This window comes from Paraburkholderia sp. SIMBA_054, from assembly GCF_046534875.1.
GTDB lineage: Bacteria > Pseudomonadota > Gammaproteobacteria > Burkholderiales > Burkholderiaceae > Paraburkholderia > Paraburkholderia hospita.
In genome coordinates this window covers 33,972-56,871 of sequence record NZ_JAWRXV010000065.1, presented here as the reverse complement: position 1 = coordinate 56,871, position 22,900 = coordinate 33,972, and the positions used below count along the sequence as shown (strand labels likewise).

The following is a 22,900-nucleotide window of genomic DNA, read 5'->3' as shown; positions in this document are numbered from 1 at the left end:
TGTTAGCCGCTTTCTTTTGCCTACTTTTCTTTGCGGCGGCAAAGAAAAGTAGGTGCCGCCCCGCACAGGGGCGACGCATGAAGCACGCTAACAAAACGCGGATGCCAGCGTAAGAGCAAAAAGCAAAAGCACACCAGCACCGCTTGCGCAGCAAAAAAACCAAACCCATTCACCGCGACCGCGGCGCAAAGATATCCGCGCCCAGCGAAGAACAGCGTTCCAGCAGGCGCGCAAGCCTGCCTCGCAATTCCACCGGATGCGTCGTCAGCGAAAGCCTCGCCGGCACGTTTCCGTCCGCACTAATCCACACGCGCTCACCGCGATGCAACCGGAACGTCTCACCGATCTGCAACCAGTGATCATACGGCGACGCCGCGCGCGTCAACCACACGCGCGTGCCTTGCACGAGAAGCTCCGTGTTCGCGTCGACGCGCCACGACATCGTCGCGCCGGGCTGCACTTCAAAGTGGACGACGACTCTCGGCAAACGCTCTTCGTGTGAGCGCGGAAAGCAGAGCGATTCGTCATCAGTGAACTGCTGGCAAGCCTTGTCCATCATGCACTCCGTCAATTGAGCCGGAGGACGGAAGGCACACAAAACAAAAGGCCCCTTCCGTTTCCGGCGGGGCCTTGGGATCGTTTTGCTGACTGCTGCAGATGCTAACGCACGCACGCTCCCATAGGCCCGCCGCGACGGCGTGCCATACGGTTTTTAATGACGTAGGCGTTGGTGATGAAGGTCAGCATGCATTCGAGTTTGTCTTGACGTCGATGTGTTGTCAACCAGTTTTGTCGCACGCGTTGCATCGTCATGGCATTGCCCTCTCGCGGGAAACGAACGTTCGCGTGCTCATGCGCGCGCCTCGGCCAGTTCTTCGGCATGGCGCGATTCGAGCGGCGCGTCGCGCCGGTCTGCGCGCAACGTGTGCCATTGCGTGACTTCGCGCGGTCGCGCGAGCAGGTCAGCAAGCGCCTCGTGATAGGCGCGACGGTACGGGCGATGAATCTGCTCTGCGCTCGCATCGTCAGGGCTTTCCCACGTCTCATAGAGCATCAGCCGACACGGCGAATCGGGATCGCGATGCAGCACGGCCTCACGAAAATCCGCCTCGCCGCGCATCGCGTCGAGCACATCGTCGAGCAGCGACATGAAGCGTTCGAGCTTGTCGGGCAACACCTGAAAGCGAACTACGTAGGTCACGTGCATTCCGCACACTCCGGATGATCTTGGTCTATAACTACCTTTATACTCGTCAATAACTGACAACCTATGTCATGAATTAAAAGGAGCGCAAAAATTGGCGACGAGCCGACTCGTTTCGATGCTGTTGATGCTCCAGGTGAAAGGCCGCGTGACCGCACAGGCGCTCGCCGACGAATTCGACGTGTCGATCCGCACCGTGTATCGCGATATCGACCAGTTGAGTGCGGCGGGCGTGCCCGTTTATGCGGACCGCGGGCCGGGCGGCGGCTTCGCATTGCTCGACGGATATCGCGCGAAACTGACGGGCATCACGAGGGTCGAAGCGGAAACGCTGTCGATTGCCGGGCTGACGGGCGCGGCGTCCGATCTCGGTCTGTCGGAGCAGCTGCGAGCCGCGCAGCTAAAGCTCGTCACCGCGCTGCCCGATGCCGCGCCCGATACGTCGCGCATCGGCTCGCGGCTGCATATCGATCCTGTCGGCTGGTATCAGCGGCCCTCGCCGACACCGTGGCTGACGATGCTCGCGGGCGCCGTGTGGGAGCAGAAGCGCATATCGATGCAATACCGCACGTGGAACGCCAGCGGCGAAACCGAGGGCGTGCGCGTGCGCGATCCGCTCGGGCTGGTGCTCAAGGGCGGCGAATGGTATCTGGTCACGCGTGTGCGCACGCAGTTGCGCACCTATCGCGTGTCGAGCATCGCGCAGCTCACGGTGCATGACGAAACGTTCGAACGCCCGGAAGATTTCGATCTGCGCGACGAGTGGACAGCGGCCGTTGCTTCATTCGAGACGAGCCTGCTCAAGCACACCGCGCGATTGCGGCTGTCGCCGGAAGGCATGACGCGTCTGCACCGCCTCGGCGCGGCGGCCGTCGAACAGGCGCAGATCGCGCCGCCTTCGGAACAGGACGGCTGGCAGGAAGTGATCTTGCCCGTCGAGCAGCTCGGCTACGCGGCCGAGCAATTGCTCGGCCTGGCCGGTCATGTCGAAGTGCTCGATCCGCCGGAATTGCGCGAGCGCTTGCGCCAGCTCGGCGAGCAGATTGCGACGCTCAACGCGGGTTGACTACTACCGTTCGAACGCATCAACTCCGATGCGGCCCGACGATCCCCAGTTTCGCAATCCGCCGATACAGCGTCGCGCGCGACATGCCGAGCGCTTCGGCCGCGGCGTTCGGTCGCCATTGATGCCGCGTGAGCGCATCGACAATACGCGCCCGCTCGTCGTCGAGGCCGGCGAGCGCAGGGCGCGGCGCGGCTTCATCGGGCGCGAGCAACGCCGCCACATCGGGCGACACGTGCCGCAACTCGACGCGCGTCGCATCGCACACCGCGCACGCATAGCGCAGCACGTTGCGCAGTTGCCGGATATTGCCCGGCCACGAAAAATGCGCAAGCCGCTCGGCGAGACGCGCATCGAGCGTGAGCACATGTCCCGCGCTTTGCGCTTCTTCATCGAACACGGCACGCACGACGTCTAGCACATCGGCGCGCTCGCGCAGCGGCGGCATGTGCAGCGTCGCGCCGCTCAGCCGGTAGAACAGGTCTTCGCGGAACGTGCCTTCGTCGACCATGCGCGCGAGATCGCGGTGCGTTGCGCAGATTACGTCGATATCGACGCGCACAGGCGCATCGCTGCCAAGCGGCAGCACTTCGCCTTCGGCGAGCACACGCAACAGGCGCGTTTGCAGATTGAGCGGCATGTCGCCGATTTCATCGAGGAACAGCGTGCCGCCGTTCGCCTGCGCGATCTTGCCGCGCGCGCCGCGGCTGCGCGCGCCCGTGAACGCGCCCGGCGCATAGCCGAACAACTCGCTTTCGATCAGCGAATCGGGGATCGCGCCGCAGTTCACGGCGACGAACGGCTTGGCGCGTCGCGCGCCCGACGCATGCAGCGCCTGCGCGAACACTTCCTTGCCGACACCTGTTTCGCCGAGAATCAGAATTGGCAGATGCTTGCCCGCGATGCGCAGCGCGACTTCCGCATTGCGCGCGATGCGCGAGTCGCGGCTGTGCAGAAAACGGCTGATCGCATCGAGACTCGTGTCGGCGTGCGCATCGGACGACGCGTTGACGGCGCTCGCCGAAGACACGACGGGCGCGACGCGCGAAGTGCGCTTCAACGGCGCGCGAATCCGCGCGTACAGCACGGCGCCGGTCGCGCGCAGACGCAGCGGCACGATCGTATCGGTGCGTGCTACATCGTGTAGATGGACGGCGGACGTATCGAAGATTTCGTCGACGTGACGCGGCCCGCTCAAGCCTGCGATGCACTCCTGCGCCTTGCGATTCGACGCGGCGATGTTGCCGCATTCGTCGAATGCGATCAGCACTTCCGGTTGCGCCTCGACAAAATTGCGGCTCTGGTGACCGAAGATCACCCAATGCTGCGTGGTCTGATTGAGGAAGTAGCCGTCTTCGATCAGCGCCGCGCTCTGGCGCACCAGTTGAAACACGAGCCGCTGGCTGTCGCGGTTGTCGGGTGATTGCACGGCGGACGCATCGAGCACGCCGATCAGTTCGCCCGTCAGCGAGAAGATCGGCGATGCGCTGCAGGTGAGCGTCGTAAACGCCGCGCGAAAGTGATCGGTCTTGTGCACCGTGATGGGCGCGAGATCCGTCAGAACGTTCGCGACGCCGCACGTGCCTTCCTCGCGTTCCGACCAGCACGAGCCTATGTAAAGACCTGCATGCTTGAAATCGCCGCGCCGGTCCCGGTCGATGCGGTAATCGATCGTGACGCCGTGCGCGTCGGTGAGCATCACGCAGTAGTCGGCCACGCGGATCATGTCGTGCAGACGCGTGAGGCATTGGCCCGACGCGCGCAGAAACGCTTCTTCCTTGCCTTGCACTTCGCGCAGTTCGGACGTGGTCAGCACGCGCGGCCCGATCACCGAGCTGGGATCGAGCTGGTATTGCTCATACGAACGCTGCCACGACGACACGAGACGCGACGAATTGGCGGGCGCGGGCAGGCGTCCTTCGATGGCGCCGCGCACGCGGTCGACGTGCTGCGTTTGAGAGACGTAAGGCATGGTCGGCTCCCGTCTATAACGGACGATACCGGTGGATGAATCGCGCTGGTCCCTGTGGTGATGCCTTCTGCCGGACCTTCTTGTAGCACATCCCGCCCGCGTAATCACACTGCATTGCAACACGCGAGACACCTGAGACGATCGTCTCACCTATGCGTGAGACAGCCGTGAGACGCGCTTCGTTCGATGCCGCAATGCATGCGCGTCGCGTCACCGCGCCGTGAGTGCGGTGAAAGGCGCGATGTGCGCCATGTGCACTGCGTCATGCGACACGAGCCGTGCTTGCGACGGCGCGTTGCCCATGCCGCGCAAAGCTTTCCACACAAGGCTTTCCGCGTTCTTCGCGTGCTCGTCGAGCGATTGGCATGGCTGTTGCAGTAATGCTCGTCACACGAAACGGCTTTGCATGCGACACGCAAACCGCTCTCGACAAACACAACGGAGACAAGCCAGTGGCATCGCCCATCACCGTCGGCGTGATTGCTAACCCCGCGTCGGGTCGCGACATTCGCCGTCTCACGACGCACGCGTCCGTGTTTCCGACAGCCGAAAAGGCCAACATGGTCGTGCGTCTGATCGCGGGACTCGGCGCGCTTGGCGTCGATCGCGTGCTGACGCTGCGCGATCGCACGGGCGTTGCTGCGCTGCTGCTGCGCGCAATCGACATCCACGCGGCGACGGGCACGGCCGAGCGCTGGCCCGAAGTCGAATTTATCGATCTGCCCATCACCGATAGCGTTACCGATACGCACACCGGCACCGCGCATATGGTGCGCGAAGGTGTCGAACTGATTGCCGTGCTCGGCGGCGACGGCACGCATCGCGCGGTGGCTGCGCATTGCGGTGGCGTGCCGCTGCTGACGCTTTCGACGGGCACCAACAACGCATTTCCCGACATGCGCGAGGCGACCGTTGCGGGCATGGCGGGCGCCCTGGTCGCGTCGGGCGTCGTGCCGCCCGATGTCGCATTGACGCGCAACAAACGGCTCGTCGTGCGTTGCGTCGCGGGGCCGAATCGCGGACGCGAAGAGATCGCGCTCGTCGATGTGTGCGTGAGCCGTCAGCGCTTCGTCGGCGCGCGGGCCGTGTCGGAGCCGTCGGATATCGAGTCGCTGTTTCTTACGTTCGCCGCGCCCGATGGCATCGGGCTGTCGTCGATAGGCGGCGCGTGGGCGCCCGTCGAGCGCACGGCGCCGCATGGCTTGCATCTCACGTTTGCGCTGCGCGACGAGCATGGCTTTGCAAATGGCGACGGTGTTCCCGATGGGGTGCCTATCTTCGCGCCCATCGCGCCCGGCCGCATCGATCAGGTGACGATGCGGACCTGCGAGCGCTTCGAACTCGGCGACTGGCTGCCCATCGACGCGCGCCACGGCACGCTCGCATTCGACGGCGAGCGCGAGATCGAAATCGAGCGTGACGACCGCTATGAAATCTCGCTCGACTGGAGTGGCCCGTTGACCGTCGATGTGAGCCGCACGCTGCGTTTCTCGGCGTCGCGTCAGTTGATGCGCGAGATGGCGGGCGCTTCGATGCGAACCCTTATGCACACACAAGCAAACGCGAAATAAAGGGAGTTCATTTAATCACGCGGAGCCCATCCGCACCCGTTGCTGTAACGATCGACATCATCAAGGAGACACACCATGTCAAATCAGTTGAGCAGGGAAAAACTGCTGGAAGCGTACCGGCTGATGCGCACCATTCGCGAGTTCGAAGAGCGCCTGCACGTCGAGTTCGCGACGGGCGAGATTCCCGGCTTCGTGCATCTGTATGCAGGCGAGGAAGCATCGGCCGTCGGCACGATCCTGCATCTGAACGACCGTGATTATGTAGCGACCACGCATCGTGGCCACGGCCATTGCATCGCGAAGGGCGTCGACGTGCACGGGATGATGGCTGAGATTTACGGCCGGCAGACGGGCGTGTGCAAGGGCAAGGGCGGCTCGATGCACATTGCCGATCTGTCGAAGGGCATGCTCGGGGCGAACGGTATCGTCGGCGCGGGCGGTCCGCTCGTGTGCGGCGCGGCGCTCGCGGCGAAGCTGAAGAAAACGGGCGGCGTGGGCGTGTGCTTCTTCGGCGACGGTGCGTCGAACCAGGGGACGATCTTCGAATCGATGAACCTCGCGAGCGTGTGGCGCTTGCCGGCCATCTTCGTCGCGGAGAACAACGGCTATGCGGAAGCGACGTCGTCGACATGGTCCGTCGCCTCCGACAACATCGCGGACCGCGCGAGCGGCTTCGGCATGCCGGGCGTGATCGTCGATGGCTTCGATTTCTTCGCGGTGCACGAAGCGCTGGGCGAAGCGATCGAACGCGCGCGCGGCGGCGGTGGGCCGACGCTCGTCGAAGTGAAGCTGTCGCGTTACTTCGGCCACTTCGAAGGCGATGCGCAGACGTATCGCGCGCCGGGCGAAGTGCAGAAGCTGCGCGACGAGAAGGATTGCCTGAAGCGTTTCGCAGAGCGCGTGGTGCGCGCGGAGATGCTGTCATCCGACGATCTGAGCAAGATCGATGCGGATGTGAAAGTGCTGATCGACGATTCCGTCCAGAAGGCGAAAGCCGCGCCGCTGCCGACGGAAGCCGATCTGCTGACAGACGTGTACGTGTCGTATCCGTAATTCATCGCGATCACCTTTAGGCAAACAAGGAGACAAGACATGGCACGCAAGATCACATACTCTCAGGCAATCAACGAAGCACTGAGTCAGGAAATGGCGCGCGACGAAAGCGTCATCGTAATGGGCGAGGACAACGCGGGCGGCGCTGGCTCGCCGGGTGAACAGGACGCATGGGGCGGCGTGCTCGGCGTCACGAAAGGGCTTTTTCACAAGTACCCGGGCCGCGTGCTCGACACGCCGATTTCGGAAGGCGGCTTCATCGGCGCAGCAGTCGGCGCGGCGGCGGCGGGCATGCGCCCCGTCGCGGAACTGATGTTCATCGACTTCATGGGCGTGTGCTTCGATCAGATCTTCAATCAGGCCGCGAAATTCCGTTACATGTTCGGCGGCAATGCCGTCACGCCCGTCGTGATCCGCACGATGCAGGGCGCCGGGTTGCGCGCTGCCGCGCAGCACTCGCAGATGCTGACGTCGCTATTCACGCATGTGCCCGGTCTCAAGGTGGTGTGCCCATCGACGCCCTATGACGCGAAAGGCCTGATGATCCAGGCGATCCGCGACAACGATCCCGTCATCTTCTGCGAGCACAAGCTGCTGTACACCCGCGAAGGCGACGTGCCCGAAGAGCTGTACGCGATTCCGTTCGGCGAAGCGAACGTGGTGCGCGAAGGCGACGACGTGACCATCGTCACGTATGGCCGCATGGTGCACTACGCGACCGACGCCGCCGACCGGCTCGCGAAAGAAGGCATCAAGGCCGAGGTGATCGATCTGCGCACCACGTCGCCGCTCGACGAAGAGACGATTCTGGAAAGCCTGGGACGCACGGGCCGCCTGGTCGTCGTCGATGAAGCGAATCCGCGCTGTTCGATCGCGACCGATATCGCCGCGCTCGCCGCGCAGAAGGCGTTTCATTCGCTGAAGGCGCCCGTCGGGATCGTCACCGCGCCGCATACGCCCACGCCTTTCTCGGGCGTGCTGGAAGACCTGTATATCCCGTCGGCGGACAAGATTGCCGCAGCCGTCAAAGCAACGCGACACTGAGCGAGGAACTGAGCAATGTCGATTCACATGATCACGATGCCCAAGTGGGGCCTGTCCATGCAGCAGGGGCAGGTCAACGGCTGGTTGAAGTCGATTGGCGACACGGTGGGGAAAGGCGACGAAGTGCTCGACGTCGAAAGCGACAAGATCGCTTCGGGTGTCGAGTGCGCGTTCAACGGCACGCTGCGCCGGCAGGTCGCGCAGGAGGGTGACACGCTGCCCGTCGGCGCGCTGCTCGGCGTGGTCGCCGATGAACAGGAGGCGGATGCGGACATCGATGCAGCCGTCGAAGCGTTCCAGCGCGACTTCGTGCCGCTCGCCGCCGATTCCGCAGATGCAGGACCGCAGCCGGAGAAAGCGCAGATCGGCGGGCGCACCATTCGCTACCTGAAAATCGGCGACGGCGGCACGCCGGCTGTGCTGATCCACGGTTTCGGCGGCGATCTGAACAACTGGCTGTTCAATCACGCTGACCTCGCCGCGCATCGCACGGTGTATGCGCTGGATTTGCCGGGGCATGGCGAATCGACGAAAGCGGTGGAGTCGGGCAGCGCCGATGAACTGGCCGACAGCGTGATCGCGTTTCTCGACGATCGAGGTATCGAACGCGCGCATTTCGTCGGGCATTCGATGGGCAGTCTCGTCGCGATGACAGTTGCAGCGAAAGCGCCGCAGCGTGTGGCGTCGCTTTCGCTGATTGCGGGCGCGGGTCTCGGCGACGAGATCAACCGCGAGTACATCGACGGATTCGTCTCGGGCAACAGCCGCAATACGCTGAAGCCGCATCTGACGAAACTGTTCGCCGACGGTTCGCTCGTCACGCGGCAACTGGTCGAGGATATCGTCAAGTACAAGCGGCTCGAAGGTGTGGGCGAGAGCTTGCAGAAGATCGCGGCGTCGGCGTTCAAGGATGGCGCGCAGCAGCGCAGCTATCGCGATCGCATCGACAAGCTCGCGCCGCGCACGCTGGTGATCTGGGGCGAGCTGGACCAGATCATTCCCGCGAGCCACGCGCAAGGGCTGCCCGGCGATATCCGCGTGCATGTGCTGCCGGGCAAGGGGCATATGGTGCAGATGGAGTCGGCATCGGAGGTGAACCGCCTGCTCAACGACTTCTTCGGAGCCTGACGATGGAAGCCGCGCCGCAGATGTCCACTCACGACAGCGTCACCGCGCTAGGACAGCACGGCTTGAGGAGCCGCGACAAGCTCGCGCGCATTCCCGTGAAGGTCGTGCCGCCCGACCCGGGCGGCGCGCTGCCGAAGCCTTCATGGCTGCGCGCCAGGCCGATGATGAGCGAGACGGTGGCGGGCATGGCGTCGATACTGCGCGAGCATCGTCTGCATTCGGTGTGCGAGGAAGCGATGTGCCCGAATATCGGCGAATGCTTCGCGCAGCGCACGGCGACGTTCATGATCATGGGCGGCATCTGCACGCGGCGTTGCGCGTTCTGCGACGTGGCGCACGGCCGCCCGCTGCCGCTCGACGACGAAGAACCGGCGCGGCTTGCCGATGCCGTTGCTGCGTTGGGGTTGCGGTATGTGGTGATTACGTCGGTGGATCGCGATGATCTGCGCGATGGCGGCGCGGCGCATTTTGCGCGCTGCGTTGCGCTATTGCGTGAGCGCGTGCCGGGAATTCGCGTCGAGGTGTTGACGCCGGATTTTCGCGGGCGTGTCGAGCGGGCGCTCGATGCGTTGTCGGCGGCGTGGCCGGATGTCTTCAATCACAACATCGAAACGGTGCCTTCGTTGTATCGTGCGGCGCGTGCGGGCGCGGATTATCACGGGTCTTTGACGTTGCTTCGGCGGGTGAAGGAGGCGAATGCTTCAGTGGTCACGAAGTCGGGCTTGATGGTCGGGCTTGGCGAAAGTGATGACGAACTTCTGGAGACGATGCGGGATATTCGTGCGCATGATGTGGATGTGCTGACGGTTGGGCAATATCTCGCGCCTTCGAGGTTTCATATGGCGGTTAAGCGCTATGTCGCGCCGGAGACTTTTTCTGTTTATAGAGAGGAGGGGTTGAAGTTGGGGTTTCGCGAGGTCGTAGCGGGGCCGCTGGTGCGGTCTTCTTATCATGCGGGGGATACTGTTCTTACTTGATTTTGTGGCTGGCATCCGCGTTATGTCTTCGTGCTTCACGCGTCGCCCCTGTGCGGGGCGGCACCTACTTTTCTTTGCCGCCGCAAAGAAAAGTAGGCAAAAGAAAGCGGCTAACACCGCTAGCCCGTGTTCTTATCCACGGGCACCCAACGTCCCCACACTTCACACGGCAACACGCTAATCGACGCTCGTTGCCAACGCTTCGAACGGATGCCTCACCCGCTTCAGACACCCGCACACGGGCAGGCGTCAGCGAATGGTTTCTGCCGCCCAGGTGGCAAACTGTGTGTAGGTTGTCGTACCGTACAGGTTAGCGCTCTTACCAGAAACACCGACCTTGCTACCCAGTCCGGAGTGGTGCGTATAAGGCGCGCGAGCCTACACACAGTTTGCCACCTGGGCGGCGGCGGACTATCTGGCGTGGCGTGCCACGACGCGGGCAGATGAAGTGGGTGAGGCGAATAGAGAGAATGTTGGCAACGCACGCGAACAGGCGCGTTGCCGTGTGAAGCGTAAGAACCTTTGGGGGCCCTCAGGCAATAACAAGGATTGGCGGTGTTAGCCGCTTTCTTTCGCCTACTTTTCTTTGCGGCGGCAAAGAAAAGTAGGTGCCGCCCCGCACAGGGGCAACGCATGAAGCACGATAACAAAACGCGGATGCCTGCGACGCCGGCCGAAGACCAAGAACCAAAAAGCGTCGTAGACAAAAAAATCAAACCCCGCCCATGCACATGTACTTGATCACGACATACTCATCGATGCCGTAATGCGAGCCTTCGCGCCCAAGCCCTGACTGCTTGACACCGCCGAACGGCGCAACCTCGTTCGAGATCGCTCCCGTATTGATGCCGACCATGCCGAACTCGAGCGCTTCTGCAACGCGCCAGATACGACCGATATCGCGGCTATAGAAATACGACGCCAGCCCGAATTCCGTGCTGTTCGCCATCTCGACCACTTCCGCATCCGACGAGAAGCGGAACAGCGGCGCGAGCGGTCCGAAGGTTTCATCGCGCGCGACTTTCATGTCCGGCGTGACATCGGCGAGCACGGTCGGTTCGAAAAAGCCGTGACCGAGCGCATGACGCTTGCCGCCCGTGACGACGCGCGCGCCTTTGCCGAGTGCGTCTTCGATATGCGATTCGACCTTGAGCACGGCCGCTTCATTGATGAGTGGGCCTTGCTGCACGCCTTGTTCGGTGCCGAAGCCGACCTTGAGCTTGGTCACGGCTGCGGCGAGTTTTTCGGCGAACGCATCGTAGACGCTGTCGTGCACGTAGAAGCGGTTCGTGCAGACGCAGGTCTGACCGCTGTTGCGGTACTTCGACACGATAGCGCCTTCGACGGCCGCGTCGAGATCGGCGTCGTCGAACACGATGAAGGGCGCGTTGCCGCCCAGTTCCAGCGACACCTTCTTGACGGTCGGCGCGCACTGCGCCATCAGCAGACGTCCCACTGCCGTCGAACCCGTGAACGACAGCTTGCGTACGGTCGCGTTGCTGGTCATTTCGCCGCCGATCGGTTTCGGGTCGCCGGTGACGATGCTGAAGATGCCGGCGGGCACGCCAGCGCGCTCCGCGAGCACAGCGAGCGCGAGCGCGGAGAGCGGCGTCGCTTCAGCGGGCTTGACGACGATCGGGCAGCCTGCGGCGAGAGCGGGTCCGACCTTGCGGGTGATCATCGCGGCGGGGAAATTCCATGGCGTGATGGCGGCGCAGACGCCGACGGGTTCCTTCGTCACGACGATGCGTTTGTCGTTCGCGACGGTGGGGATCGTATCGCCGTAGACGCGTTTGGCTTCTTCGCCGAACCATTCGAGGAAGGAGGCGGCGTAGGAGATTTCGCCTTTTGCCTCGGCGATGGGCTTGCCTTGTTCTGTGGTCAGGATTAATGCCAGGTCGTCGGCGTTGGTCAGCATCAGGTCATTCCACTTGCGCAGGATTTCTGCACGCTGTTTGCCGGTTTTTGCTTTCCATGCTGGCCAGGCTTTGTTTGCCGCTTCGATGGCGCGGCGGGTTTCCTGTGCGCCCATTCGCGGCACCTGCGCGATCAGTTCGCCCGTTGCCGGGTTCAAGACCTCGAACGTTTCCTTGTTGTCGGCGTCTTGCCATTCGCCATTGAGATACGCCTTGCTTTGCAGCAGGGAAGGGTCTTTTAGTTTGCTACGCAAGTCAGTCATTTTGATTCGTCCTTTGGGTTTTGATGTCTGCGACGCTGGTGGTTTGCTTGTTTTTTTTGCTGGCATCCGCGTTTTGTTATCGTGCTTCAGGCGTCGCCCCTGTGCGGGGCGGCACCTACTTTTCTTTGCCGCCGCAAAGAAAAGTAGGCAAAAGAAAGCGGCTCACACCGCCAACATTTCTTCCTGCCTGAGGGCCCCCAACCGGTCCCTCACTTCACACGGCAACCACGTGACCCACGTCTGTTGCCAACGCTTCGAATGAGCGCCTCACCCGCTTCACACCCCCGCGTTACAGCACGCCGTGCCAGATATTCCACGGCCGCCCAGGTGGCAAACTGTGTGTAGGCCGTAGTACCTCACATGCCTCACTTCGGACCGATAACGCACGCGTTCCACCCTGTAAGAGCGCTACCCGGTACGTCGCGACAACCTACACACAGTTTGCCACCTGGGCGGCGGTAACCATTCGCTGCCGCTAGCACTTGTGCGGGCGGTTGAAGCGGGTGAGGCGCTCATTCGAAGCGTTGGCAACGAACGTGAATCGGGGGCGCTGCCGTGTGAAGTGTGGGACCGGTTGGGGGCCCTCAGGCAGGAAGAAGAGTTAGCGGTGTTAGCCGCTTTCTTTTGCCTACTTTTCTTTGCGGCGGCAAAGAAAAGTAGGTGCCGCCCCGCACAGGGGCGACGCGTGAAGCAAGCTAACAAAACGCGGATGCCAGCGAAAACCAAAGCAAACCACTCAGCGTCGCAGACCAACCACAAACAAAAACGGCGACTTCAAAAAAGCCGCCGCAGGCAAAAAAAGATCAGACAGTCACGCCCACAGTTTCCTTGAGCACTTCCTCAAGAATAGAAAGCGCCTCATCAAAAACAGCATCCTGCACAGTCAGCGGGAACAGGAACCGAACAACGTTCGAATAAACCCCACAAACGAGCAGCAACAACCCACGCTCAAGAGCCCGCGTCTGCACCCGCTTGGTAAAGTCAGCATCCGCGTCGGACGTGCCGGGCTTGCAGAACTCAACAGCGACCATTGCGCCCGGCCCCCGCACATCGGCAATCTGCGGCACTTCCGCCTGCAACGCGGTCAACCGCGCCTTCAGCCGATCGCCAAGCAAAACAGCCCGCTCGCAGAGCTTCTCTTCATCGATGATATCGAGCACGGCAAGCGCCGAAGCCACCGCCAACGGATTACCCGCATACGTGCCGCCCAGCCCGCCGGGCGCAGCAGCATCCATCACATCCGCACGTCCGACGACGCCCGACAGCGGCATGCCACCCGCCAGGCTCTTGGCCATCGTCATCAGATCAGGCACGACGTCGTAGTGATGCATCGCAAACAGCTTGCCCGTACGCGCAAACCCCGTTTGCACTTCATCAGCAATCAGCAGAATGCCGTGCTCGTTGCACAGCTTGCGCAGCGCGCGCACGAACTCGGCAGGCGCCGGATAGAATCCGCCTTCGCCTTGCACCGGCTCGAAAATGATCGCGGCGACGCGCTTCGGATCGATGTCGGCCTTGAACAGGAATTCGATCGCCTTCAGCGAATCCGCCGTCGTCACGCCGTGGAGCGGATTCGGGAACGGCGCGTGGAACACGTCGCCCGGGAACGGGCCGAAGTTCAGCTTGTACGGCGCGACCTTGCCCGTCAGCGCCATGCCCATCATCGTGCGGCCATGAAAGCCGCCCGTGAACGCGATCACGCCCGGACGGCCCGTCGCGGCGCGCGCGATCTTGATCGCGTTTTCGACAGCCTCGGCGCCCGTCGTGAAGAACGCCGTCTTCTTCGGATAGTCGCCCGGCGCGCGCTGGTTGATCTTCTCAGCCAGCTCGACATACGACGCGTACGGCACGATCTGGTAAGCCGTGTGCGTGAAGTTGTCCAGTTGCGCGCGCACAGCCTCGACGATCTTCGGATGACGATGCCCCGTGTTGCACACCGCGATGCCCGCCGCGAAATCGATGTAGCGGCGGCCCTCGACGTCCCACAGTTCCGCATTCTCGGCGCGCGCAGCGTAGAAATCGCACATCACGCCCACGCCGCGCGGGGTGGCGGCGTCCTTGCGGCTCTTCAGTTCAGCATTCTTCACGGAGATCTCCTGTTTGGGGTTCGTTCGGGCGCTCGCGTCCATCGCGGCACATGCAGCGACTATAATCAGATTTGGCTCCAAATTTCAGAGCCATTTCGGTAAAAAATCAGGAGCCAATTCATGCGCGCGAGTGTTTTGTCCGACTGGCTGGCCCAGCGTCTGGACCGCGGCAATGGTCTGCCGATCTACCGGCAGCTGCATCGGCTGCTGCAACAGGCCATTCTGACGCGCGAATTGCCCGCTGGCAGCAAGGTGCCGTCGTCGCGGCTGCTGGCCAACGAGCTGGGCATCGCGCGCAATACCGTCACGCAGGTCTACGAGCAGCTGGCGCTGGAGGGCTACGTGACATCTGCGACCGGGCGCGGCACATTCGTCGCCGATACGTCGCCGGATGAAATCGTTGGCTCGCCAGATGGACAGACTGCGCCTGTTTCCGCTCCCGTGCAGCAGTTGCAGCAGGCGTTGTTGCCGCCGCATTCGAAATCGCTTCTGCACGCGCAACAGCCCGCCGCGCGCGCGCTGTCGCAGCGCGGCGCGCGGCTGATCGCGGGCGCGGGCGTGTCGAAGCGGCAGTGGGGCGCGTTCATGCCCGGCGTGCCCGATGTCACGCGCTTTCCGGCGCGCGTCTGGAGCCGGCTGCACAACAAGTACTGGCGGCGTCTGCGCCCCGATCTGCTGACCTACGCGCCCGGCGGCGGCCTGTCACTGCTGCGCCACGCGCTGGCGGACTATCTGCGCACGTCGCGCTCGGTGCGCTGCACGCCCGAGCAGATCATCATCACGACGGGCATCCATCAATCCGTCGATCTCGCCGTGCGTCTGCTATCCGATCCCGGCGACGTCATCTGGACGGAAGACCCGTGCTATTGGGGCGTGCGCAGCGTGATGCACGTATCCGGTCTCAAATCGCGCCCGATTTCCGTCGATGAAGAAGGCATCAACCCGTCGCCCGACGATCTCGCCCATCCGCCGAAGCTGATTCTCGTGACGCCGTCGCATCAATACCCACTCGGCATGGTGATGAGCCTCGCGCGCCGGCGGATGCTGCTCGAATACGCGAGGCAGAACCAGTGCTGGATCATCGAGGACGACTACGACAGCGAGTATCGCTATGGGAGCCGGCCGCTCGCTTCGCTGCAAGGGCTCGATACGGCGGGGCAGGTGATTTATGTCGGCAGCTTCGGCAAGACGCTGTTTCCGGGGCTGCGGATCGGCTATCTCGTGGTGCCAGAGGCACTGGCCGAGAGCTTCGCGACGGCTAGCGCCGAGTTGTATCGGGAAGGACAACTGCTGCAGCAGGCGATGCTCGCGGAGTTCATCGCCGAGGGGCATTTCACGTCGCATATCCGCAAGATGCGCACGCTGTATGGGCAGCGCCGCTCGACCTTGCTCGACGCCGCCGCGCGGCGTTATGGCGATGCGTTGCCGGCTGTCGGCGGCGACGCGGGCCTGCATCTCGTGATGCAACTGCCCGAGGGCACGGACGACCGCGCCGTCGCGGCGGCTGCGCTCGAACGCAATATCGTTGTGCGTCCGTTGTCGGGGTACTACGCGCAACCGTCCAGCTCGCAGTCGGGGCTGTTGATCGGCTATGCGTGCGTGCCCGACGAGGAGATCGCGCCCGCATTCGACACGCTCGCCGATGCGATCGACGCGACGTTGCCGCTTTTCGCGTGAGCGATGCGAGCGGACGTTAGAAGCGAATCAGCACCGCGCCGAGCGTGACCAGTGTGCATGCGAACACGCGGCGCGCCGTCAGCTTTTCGTGCATGAACGAGAAGCCGATCAGCACCGCGAAAATCGAGCTGAGCTCGCGCAGCGCGGACACCATGGCGATGGGCAGATAGCGATACGCCTCGATGATGAGGCAATACGCGACCAACGCGATCACGCCCGACAGCATGCCTTTCATCATCGTCGCGCGCGACGTGAAGAGTCCTTTTGCGCCGCCGCGCCAATGCCACACGAGCAGAAACTGCGGCACGTTCCACAGCAGATAGACCCACATGATGTAGCTGAGTCCATTACCCGCGACGCGCGCGCCGATTCCATCGACGACGGAGTATGCCGAGATGAAAAGACCCGTGAGCAATGCGTAGGGCACGCTTTCACCGGAGAAGCGCATGTTGCGGCGAAACGCGAGCGACACGATGCCGAGCGACACCAGCGCGACGCCTGTTGCGGCGAGCGGTTTCAAGGTTTCGTGCGCGAACACGAGTGCGCCGGCGAACACCAGTAAGGGCGAGAGTCCGCGCGCGATCGGATAGATCTGTCCGAAATCGCCGCTGCGGTAGGCGCGCACGAGCGCGAGGCAATAGCCGAATTCCAGCACCACCGATGCCGCTATGTAGGGCCATGCGGCGGGCGCGGGTAGGGGCAGGATGATCACGCCGATCGCGCTGACGGCGAGGTAGGGGATCGACATCATGCCGAGCAGCCAGATGCGGTCTTCCGCGAGGCGCAGGAATGCGTTCCAGCTCGCGTGGAGCATGGCGGATACAAGGACGAGCAGGACGATGAGGGATTCCATGGGTGTCGGGCTAAAGCCGACATTATTCCGTAGATGTGGTTTTTTGTGTTGATATGGGGGGATTTTTGGTTTTTTGTCTGCGACGCTGGGGTGGTTTGCTTTCGTTTTCGCCGGCGTCCGCGTTATGCCTTCATGCTTCAGGCGTCGCCGTTTGGTGTTTTGGCCTTTTCGCTGGCATCCGCGTTTGCGCGTTCGCGGCGCGGGCGTTTCGAGTTGTTCGCTCTTACGCTGGCATCCGCGTTTTGTTAGCTTGCTTCACGCGTCGCCCCTGTGCGGGGCGGCACCTACTTTTCTTTGCCGCCGCAAAGAAAAGTAGGCAAAAGAAAGCGGCTAACACCGCCAGCCCGTGTTCTTATCCACGGGCCCCCAACGTCCCCACGCTTCACACGGCAACGCAGTCGTTCACGCTCGTTGCCAACGCTTCGAATGAACGCCTCACCCACTTCAAGTACCCGCGCAAGGGCTGGCGGCAGCGAATGGTTTCTGCCGCCCAGGTGGCAAACTGTGTGTAGGTTGTGCCGTCGTACAGGGTAGCGCTCTTGCAGGGTGGAACGTCTGCGCTATCGGTCCGAAGTGAGGCGTGCGGGGCACTACGGCCTACACACAGTTTGCCACCTGGGCGGCCGTGGACTATCTGGCGCGGCATGGTGAAGCGCTGGTGGGTGAAGCGGGTGAGGCGCACCGCAAGAGCGTTGGCAACGAACATGGGTCACGTGATTGCCGCGTGAAGCGTAAGACCCTTCGGGGGCCCTCAGGCAAGAACAAGAATTAGCGGTGTTAGCCGCTTTCTTTTGCCTACTTTTCTTTGCGGCGGCAAAGAAAAGTAGGTGCCGCCCCGCACAGGGGCGACGCGTGAAGTACGAAGGCATAGCGCGGATGCCAGTGAAAAGGCCAAAACATCAAACGGCGACGCTTGAAGCACGAAGACACAACGCGGATGCCAGCGAAAAACCGAACAAATCGAAACGCTTGCGCCGCAAAGGCGCAAACGCGAATGCCAGCGCAAAGGCCAAAAAAACCAAAGCAGAACAAACCGCCAGAGGCAAACTAAATCACCCGCTCCCGCAACCTCGCCGACACCACATCAATAACAGTAACAACAACGATGACCATCAACATAACAGCCGCCGTCTGCGAATAATTAAACGACCGAATCGACTCATAAAGCACAACCCCGATGCCCCCGGCGCCCACCATCCCAACAACCATCGCCGAGCGCACATTCGATTCAAACCGATACAACGCATAAGAAATCCACAACGGCAAAACCTGCGGCAGCACGCCATACACGATCTCATCAAGGCTAGTCGCGCCCGTAGCCCGCACCCCTTCAGCGGGACGCGGATCGATAGCCTCGACGGCTTCGGCGAACAGCTTCGCCAGCACGCCCGTGGTATGCACCCACAAAGCAAGCACGCCAGCAAACGGCCCAAGCCCAACCGCGACAATGAACAGCATCGCGAACACCATCTCGTTAATCGCGCGGCACGCATCCATCAACCGCCGCACCGGCTGCACAACCCACGCAGGCGCCATGTTATGCGCCGACATCAGCCCAAACGGAATCGCGCACACGATCGACAGCGCCGTACCCCACACCGCGACCGCGAGCGTCACGCCCATTTCCTGCAAATAGGTGCGCCATTCCGTGAAGTCGGGCGGAAAGAAGTCCTTCGCGAACTGCCCCATGTTGCCCGAGTCGGTGAGCAGATCGAGCGGCCGCATGTCGGCGGCTTGCCATGACAAGCCAAGCATGCCGATCACAGCGATCCAGCCAAGCAACGAAATCCAGCTCCGCTTGCCCGCCGCCGCAGCCAGCACCTCGCGCGAAGGCGTGGCGGGCGGCGTCGAGCGGTCGGCGCTCAGGTCGGCTGCGCTCATTGTTTTTGCGCGTTCAGCGCGGACAGCTTCGCGTCGATGGCGGCCGTCTGCGTCTTGCGATCCGAATCAGACAGCGACGCGTCCGCTTCGATCTTCTGCTTCTGCTCGAACAGCTTGATCTGGCGAATGGGCTGCAACTGCGCATCCGTCGACGGCGCGAAGCCGCTATAGCCGGAGATGTTCGCCATCACGGCCTTTTCACGCGGGTCGGTCTTCCCGTAGTTGTAGAAGAACTGGCGCAGCTTCTCCTTCGTCGCATCGGGCAGATCCTTGCGCCACACGAGCGGGTCCGACGGAATCAGCGGCGATTGCCACAGCACGCGCACCTGCGCGAAGCGGTCGGGGTGCTGCTTCTTCAGCGTCTCGAGCATCTCGGTGTTGTTCGTCGCGATGTCGATCTTGTTGTTCACGACGGCGAGCAGGTTCGCTTCGTGGCTCGACGGCAGCACCGTCTTGAACGACGTGCGCACGGGCGCATTGTGCTGCGCGAACAGGTAGTAGCCGGGGACCAGCGTGCCCGACGTCGAGTTCGGATCGCCGAAGCCGAGCGTCACGTCCTTCGTGTTCTTGAACACGTCGTCGAGCGTCTTGAAGCGGCTGTTGACGTTCGTGATCAGCACCGAGTAGTAACCGGCGTCGCCATTCGCATAGGTCGTCTTGCCGAATACTTCGCCATTCGAACGATCGACGGCTTCGATCGCCGACGCATTGCCGAGATACGCGACCTGCACCTTGTTGAAGCGCATGCCTTCGATGATGCCCGCGTAGTCGGTTGCGAAGAACGGCTTGATGTTCAGCCCCGTCTGCTTGTTCATGTCATCGATGAGCGGCTGCCAGCGCTGCTTCAGCACCGCCGACGAATCGGTCGAGATGATGCCGAGATTCAAATCTTCGGCATGGGCGGCGAAGCTCGCGAATGCCGACACGGCGGCGACGCCGGCGAGCAGTGAGCGCAGAAATTTCATGAGTTCTGTTCCAGGTGAGTGAGTCGGGTACAGCGTTTCTTTGCGGAAAGGGGATCAGGCCGAGCGCGCCGCCTTGAGCGGCAGCACGCGCGCGCGAGGCGCGGCGCTCCCGGCACTATCAGCGCTATCGGGCTGCTGACTGTCGTCGAGCAGCTCGCGCGCATCGTCGCCATAGAGTTTCTGCAACAGCGCGGGCGTGAGCGCCGCAGACGGTCCGTCGTACACGACCTTGCCGCGCCGCATCGCGATCGTGCGCTGGCAGTACTGCATCGCGATGTCGACCTGATGCAGCGAGACCAGCACCGTCAATCCATGCTCGATGTTCAGCGTGCTCAGCATCTCCATCACGCGGCGCGACGATTCCGGGTCGAGCGACGCAATCGGCTCGTCGGCGAGGATGATGCGCGCCTGCTGCACGAGTGCGCGCGCCAGCGCGGCGCGCTGCTGCTGACCGCCCGACAGGGTCGAGGCGCGCTCGCGCGCATGCTCGCCGATGCCGACTTCGTTCAATGCCGACATCGACAGCGCGCGCTCGCTGCGCGGAAAGCAGCCCGTGAGACGGCGCCACAGCGGCAGGCGCGCGAGCGCGCCGATCAGCACGTTCGCTTCGACCGTCAGCCGGTTCACGAGATTGAACTGCTGGAAAACAAAGCCGATGTCGCGGCGAATGCTGCGCACTTCGCGCACGATGCGGCCGTTCTGCTGGATCGGACGCCCAAGTATCGCAATCTGCGAAGGCTGCGCATCCGACACCGTGAAGCCCGCGATATGCCGCAGCAGCGTCGACTTGCCCGAGCCCGACGCGCCGATCAGCGCGACCATTTCGCCCTGCTCGACGCGCAGGTCGATTTCGTCGAGCGCCTTGCGGCCGTTGCCGAATGTCTTGCTCAGGCGTTCGATGCGGATTGCTTCCATGTGTGTCCTGTCGATGACTCCGGTGCAAGCCGGAAGTTGTGGGACATTCTAGAAAGCGTCTGTGACGGTTGAGTGAAGGCGTCGCAACATCTAGACGACTACATCTTTCGCCGATTCGCACGGCAGCGTGCGGCGCGCCGCAGTGCCGGATCGCGCAGTGTGTCATCGATATGACAAACGCAACGGCGCGGACCACTGTCATCCATTGGCAAGCACGAAACGCTATAGTTGGAAACGTCACGCGTGAGCCGTCTCCAATAACCTCACACCACAACCGGCGCAGCCCATGCAGGCTCTGAGCTTTTTGCCCGATACGTTTACGGAGTACGAAGAACTGCAGGCGATTCTCGAGGTCGGCAGCGGCAGCTTCGAGATTCATTCCGTGTGCGAAACGCAGGTGCGCGGCAGGACGTTTGCCGTGCAGACGGCGAGCATCGGCTCGCGGGATCCGCGGGCGCCCGCGATCGGTTTCTTCGGCGGCATACACGGGCTCGAGCGGATCGGCACGCAGCTCGTGCTCGACTACATGCGCGCGCTGCTCGGGCGGCTCGAATGGGACGAACTGCTGGTGCGCCAGCTTCAGTCGATCCGGCTGATTTTCGTCCCTATCGTCAATCCAGGCGGAATGTGGTCCGCGACGCGCGCCAATCCGAACGGCGTCGATCTGATGCGTAACGCGCCGCAGGACGCCGAAGAGCGCGTGCCTTTGCTCGCGGGTGGACAGCGCGTCGGTTCGTGGCTGCCGTGGTATCGCGGGCGGCGCGGCGCGCCGATGGAAGCGGAGGCGGAGGCGCTGTTACGCGTCGTCGCGAATGAGCTGGCGGCGCGGCCGCTGTCGTTCGCGCTCGATTGCCATTCGGGCTACGGCTGGAGCGACAGCATCTGGTTCCCGTACGCGAAGACACGTCGCCCGATGCCGCATCTGCCGGAAATGTACGCGCTGAAGACGATGTTCGAGCGCGCGCATCCGCACCACGGCTACATGTTCGAGCCGCAGAGCCATCAGTATCTGCTGCACGGCGACCTGTGGGACTGCGCGTACGACCGCGCGCCGCCGCCCAACATTTTTCTGCCGATGACGCTCGAACTGGGCTCATGGCTATGGATCAAGAAAAACCCCCGGCAGATCTTTTCACGCCAGGGCATGTTCAACCCGCTGAAAGCGCACCGCACCGCGCGCGTATTGCGGCGCCACGCGAACCTGCTCGATTTCCTGACGCGCGCGGCCTACGCGTCGCAGCGCTGGCTGCCGCAAGGCAGCCGCCGCGAGGAGTTGCTCGAAAGCGCGACGGAACTCTGGTACGAGCCAGGCAAAAAATGAGTACGTGGATCCTGTTGCGCGGTCTGACGCGCGAGGCACGGCACTGGGGCGCATTGCCCGACATGTTGCGCGCGGCGCTGGACGGCACGCCGCAAAGCGCATCAGTCACGCACGCCGCGCCCACTCGCGTGCTGACCATCGACCTGCCCGGCAACGGCGAATATGCGAACCTGCGCGCGCCGCTGGATGTCGCCGGGATGGTCGACTTCGTGCGCGCGGCGGCGCGCGCCAGCGGCGCGGCGGGACCGTATTGCGTGCTGGCGATGTCGCTGGGCGGCATGGTCGCGACCTGCTGGGCGCAGCGTCATCCCGCCGAGATCGCGCGGCTCGTGCTGATCAACACCAGCATGCGGCCGTTCAGCCGCTTCGACGAACGGCTGCGCCCGCAGGCATGGCCGGGGCTGGCGCACATTGCTTCACATTGGCGCGACGCGCGTGCCGCGGAAGAGGCGATTCATCGCCTGACCTGCAATCACCGCGACACGGTCGACGCCGACCTGAAGGACTGGATTGCGATCCGCGAGAGCGCGCCCGTCAGCCGGGCGAACGCGCTGCGTCAGTTGATCGCGGCCGCGCGCTTCAGCGCCGGGCGGCAGCGGCCGGCGTGCGCGACGCTGGTGTTGTCGTCGCGGGAAGACGGGCTGGTCGATCCCGCGTGCTCAGCGGCGCTGGCCGCGGCGTGGAGCGCCGATCACTGGCGGCACGCATGGGCCGGCCACGATTTGCCGCACGACGATCCCGTGTGGACCGTCGAACGCATTGGCGCCTGGCTCGTGCAGCCGACCGTCGATCCAGACCTCGAAAATAAGCAATCCGATTTGTCCGACGAATAATCGATAATTAAATTTCTCATTAAGTTTTAAACACGAAGAAAATGCGCATCATTGATGCACTGCATTAGTGCAATGCAATATCGCCGCATTACCTTTAACAGTAATGGTGTGCGGACTTTTATTTTGGTGGACATGCGTCATGATTAATGGCAAATTGGTGCTACGCGCCATTAACAC

18 protein-coding genes are annotated in these 22,900 nt (G+C 62.8%); 9 read left to right on the top strand and 9 right to left on the bottom strand.

Annotated features, from left to right (window positions below):
• Nucleotides 1–169: 169 nt before the first annotated feature.
• Nucleotides 170–559 (bottom strand): DUF2917 domain-containing protein, encoded by a 390-nt coding sequence (locus SB822_RS45160; RefSeq protein WP_236674157.1) that lies wholly within the window; start codon nucleotides 557–559, stop codon nucleotides 170–172.
• 291 nt (nucleotides 560–850) lie between these two features.
• A complete protein-coding gene (locus SB822_RS45155; RefSeq protein ID WP_410857712.1) occupies nucleotides 851–1,207 on the bottom strand; it encodes a putative quinol monooxygenase in 357 nt (118 codons plus the stop codon).
• Nucleotides 1,208–1,298: 91 nt separating this feature from the next.
• Between SB822_RS45155 and SB822_RS45150 the strand changes: the two genes are divergently transcribed.
• Nucleotides 1,299–2,270 (top strand): helix-turn-helix transcriptional regulator, encoded by a 972-nt coding sequence (locus SB822_RS45150; RefSeq protein ID WP_410857711.1) that lies wholly within the window; start codon nucleotides 1,299–1,301, stop codon nucleotides 2,268–2,270.
• A gap of 19 nt (nucleotides 2,271–2,289) precedes the next feature.
• Here the strand turns inward: SB822_RS45150 and SB822_RS45145 are convergent, their stop codons facing one another.
• Entirely contained in the window at nucleotides 2,290–4,239 is a 1,950-nt protein-coding gene (locus tag SB822_RS45145) for a sigma-54-dependent Fis family transcriptional regulator (RefSeq protein WP_007746964.1), read from the bottom strand.
• 452 nt (nucleotides 4,240–4,691) lie between these two features.
• Between SB822_RS45145 and SB822_RS45140 the strand changes: the two genes are divergently transcribed.
• The 5 genes from SB822_RS45140 to lipA all read left to right on the top strand — a co-directional run bounded on the left by SB822_RS45140 (nucleotide 4,692) and on the right by lipA (nucleotide 10,012).
• Nucleotides 4,692–5,810: an ATP-NAD kinase family protein gene (locus SB822_RS45140; RefSeq protein ID WP_410857713.1), complete on the top strand. Its 1,119-nt coding sequence runs from the start codon at nucleotides 4,692–4,694 to the stop codon at nucleotides 5,808–5,810.
• 75 nt (nucleotides 5,811–5,885) lie between these two features.
• Nucleotides 5,886–6,863, top strand: coding sequence for a thiamine pyrophosphate-dependent dehydrogenase E1 component subunit alpha (locus SB822_RS45135; RefSeq protein WP_007587868.1), 978 nt, complete (start codon nucleotides 5,886–5,888; stop codon nucleotides 6,861–6,863).
• Between the two features lie 39 nt (nucleotides 6,864–6,902).
• Nucleotides 6,903–7,907 carry an alpha-ketoacid dehydrogenase subunit beta gene (locus SB822_RS45130; RefSeq protein ID WP_410857710.1) on the top strand — a complete coding sequence of 335 codons (1,005 nt, stop codon included), beginning with the start codon at nucleotides 6,903–6,905 and terminating at the stop codon, nucleotides 7,905–7,907.
• 15 nt (nucleotides 7,908–7,922) lie between these two features.
• Nucleotides 7,923–9,035: an acetoin dehydrogenase dihydrolipoyllysine-residue acetyltransferase subunit gene (locus tag SB822_RS45125; protein ID WP_410857709.1), complete on the top strand. Its 1,113-nt coding sequence runs from the start codon at nucleotides 7,923–7,925 to the stop codon at nucleotides 9,033–9,035.
• A 2-nt stretch (nucleotides 9,036–9,037) separates the two neighbouring features.
• Entirely contained in the window at nucleotides 9,038–10,012 is a 975-nt protein-coding gene (gene lipA / locus SB822_RS45120) for a lipoyl synthase (RefSeq protein WP_410857708.1), read from the top strand.
• A gap of 712 nt (nucleotides 10,013–10,724) precedes the next feature.
• Here the strand turns inward: lipA and SB822_RS45115 are convergent.
• Together SB822_RS45115 and SB822_RS45110 are read right to left on the bottom strand one after the other, a co-directional pair.
• Entirely contained in the window at nucleotides 10,725–12,191 is a 1,467-nt protein-coding gene (locus SB822_RS45115) for an NAD-dependent succinate-semialdehyde dehydrogenase (protein WP_007744824.1), read from the bottom strand.
• Nucleotides 12,192–12,994: 803 nt separating this feature from the next.
• Nucleotides 12,995–14,278 carry a 4-aminobutyrate--2-oxoglutarate transaminase gene (locus SB822_RS45110; RefSeq protein WP_079501852.1) on the bottom strand — a complete coding sequence of 428 codons (1,284 nt, stop codon included), beginning with the start codon at nucleotides 14,276–14,278 and terminating at the stop codon, nucleotides 12,995–12,997.
• A gap of 120 nt (nucleotides 14,279–14,398) precedes the next feature.
• Here SB822_RS45110 and SB822_RS45105 point away from each other — a divergent pair, with 120 nt between their 5' ends.
• Nucleotides 14,399–15,955, top strand: a complete 1,557-nt coding sequence (locus SB822_RS45105; protein ID WP_007746028.1) for a PLP-dependent aminotransferase family protein — start codon at nucleotides 14,399–14,401, stop codon at nucleotides 15,953–15,955.
• 16 nt (nucleotides 15,956–15,971) lie between these two features.
• Here SB822_RS45105 and SB822_RS45100 read toward each other — a convergent pair whose 3' ends face one another.
• The 4 genes from SB822_RS45100 to phnC form a co-directional block, all read right to left on the bottom strand.
• Nucleotides 15,972–16,808, bottom strand: coding sequence for a DMT family transporter (locus SB822_RS45100; protein WP_024163085.1), 837 nt, complete (start codon nucleotides 16,806–16,808; stop codon nucleotides 15,972–15,974).
• 1,047 nt (nucleotides 16,809–17,855) lie between these two features.
• Entirely contained in the window at nucleotides 17,856–18,689 is an 834-nt protein-coding gene (gene phnE, locus SB822_RS45095) for a phosphonate ABC transporter, permease protein PhnE (protein WP_007746000.1), read from the bottom strand.
• Nucleotides 18,686–19,654 (bottom strand): phosphonate ABC transporter substrate-binding protein, encoded by a 969-nt coding sequence (gene phnD, locus SB822_RS45090; RefSeq protein WP_410857707.1) that lies wholly within the window; start codon nucleotides 19,652–19,654, stop codon nucleotides 18,686–18,688. Before phnD ends, phnE begins: the two co-directional genes overlap by 4 nt.
• A 54-nt stretch (nucleotides 19,655–19,708) precedes the next feature.
• Nucleotides 19,709–20,569, bottom strand: coding sequence for a phosphonate ABC transporter ATP-binding protein (gene phnC / locus SB822_RS45085; protein ID WP_079500237.1), 861 nt, complete (start codon nucleotides 20,567–20,569; stop codon nucleotides 19,709–19,711).
• A gap of 286 nt (nucleotides 20,570–20,855) precedes the next feature.
• Between phnC and SB822_RS45080 the strand changes: the two genes are divergently transcribed.
• Complete coding sequence (locus tag SB822_RS45080; RefSeq protein ID WP_410857706.1) at nucleotides 20,856–21,890, top strand: M14 family zinc carboxypeptidase; 1,035 nt, start codon at nucleotides 20,856–20,858, stop codon at nucleotides 21,888–21,890.
• Nucleotides 21,887–22,723 (top strand): alpha/beta fold hydrolase, encoded by an 837-nt coding sequence (locus tag SB822_RS45075; RefSeq protein ID WP_410857705.1) that lies wholly within the window; start codon nucleotides 21,887–21,889, stop codon nucleotides 22,721–22,723. The genes SB822_RS45080 and SB822_RS45075 overlap by 4 nt, the downstream gene beginning before the upstream one ends.
• Nucleotides 22,724–22,900: the final 177 nt, after the last annotated feature.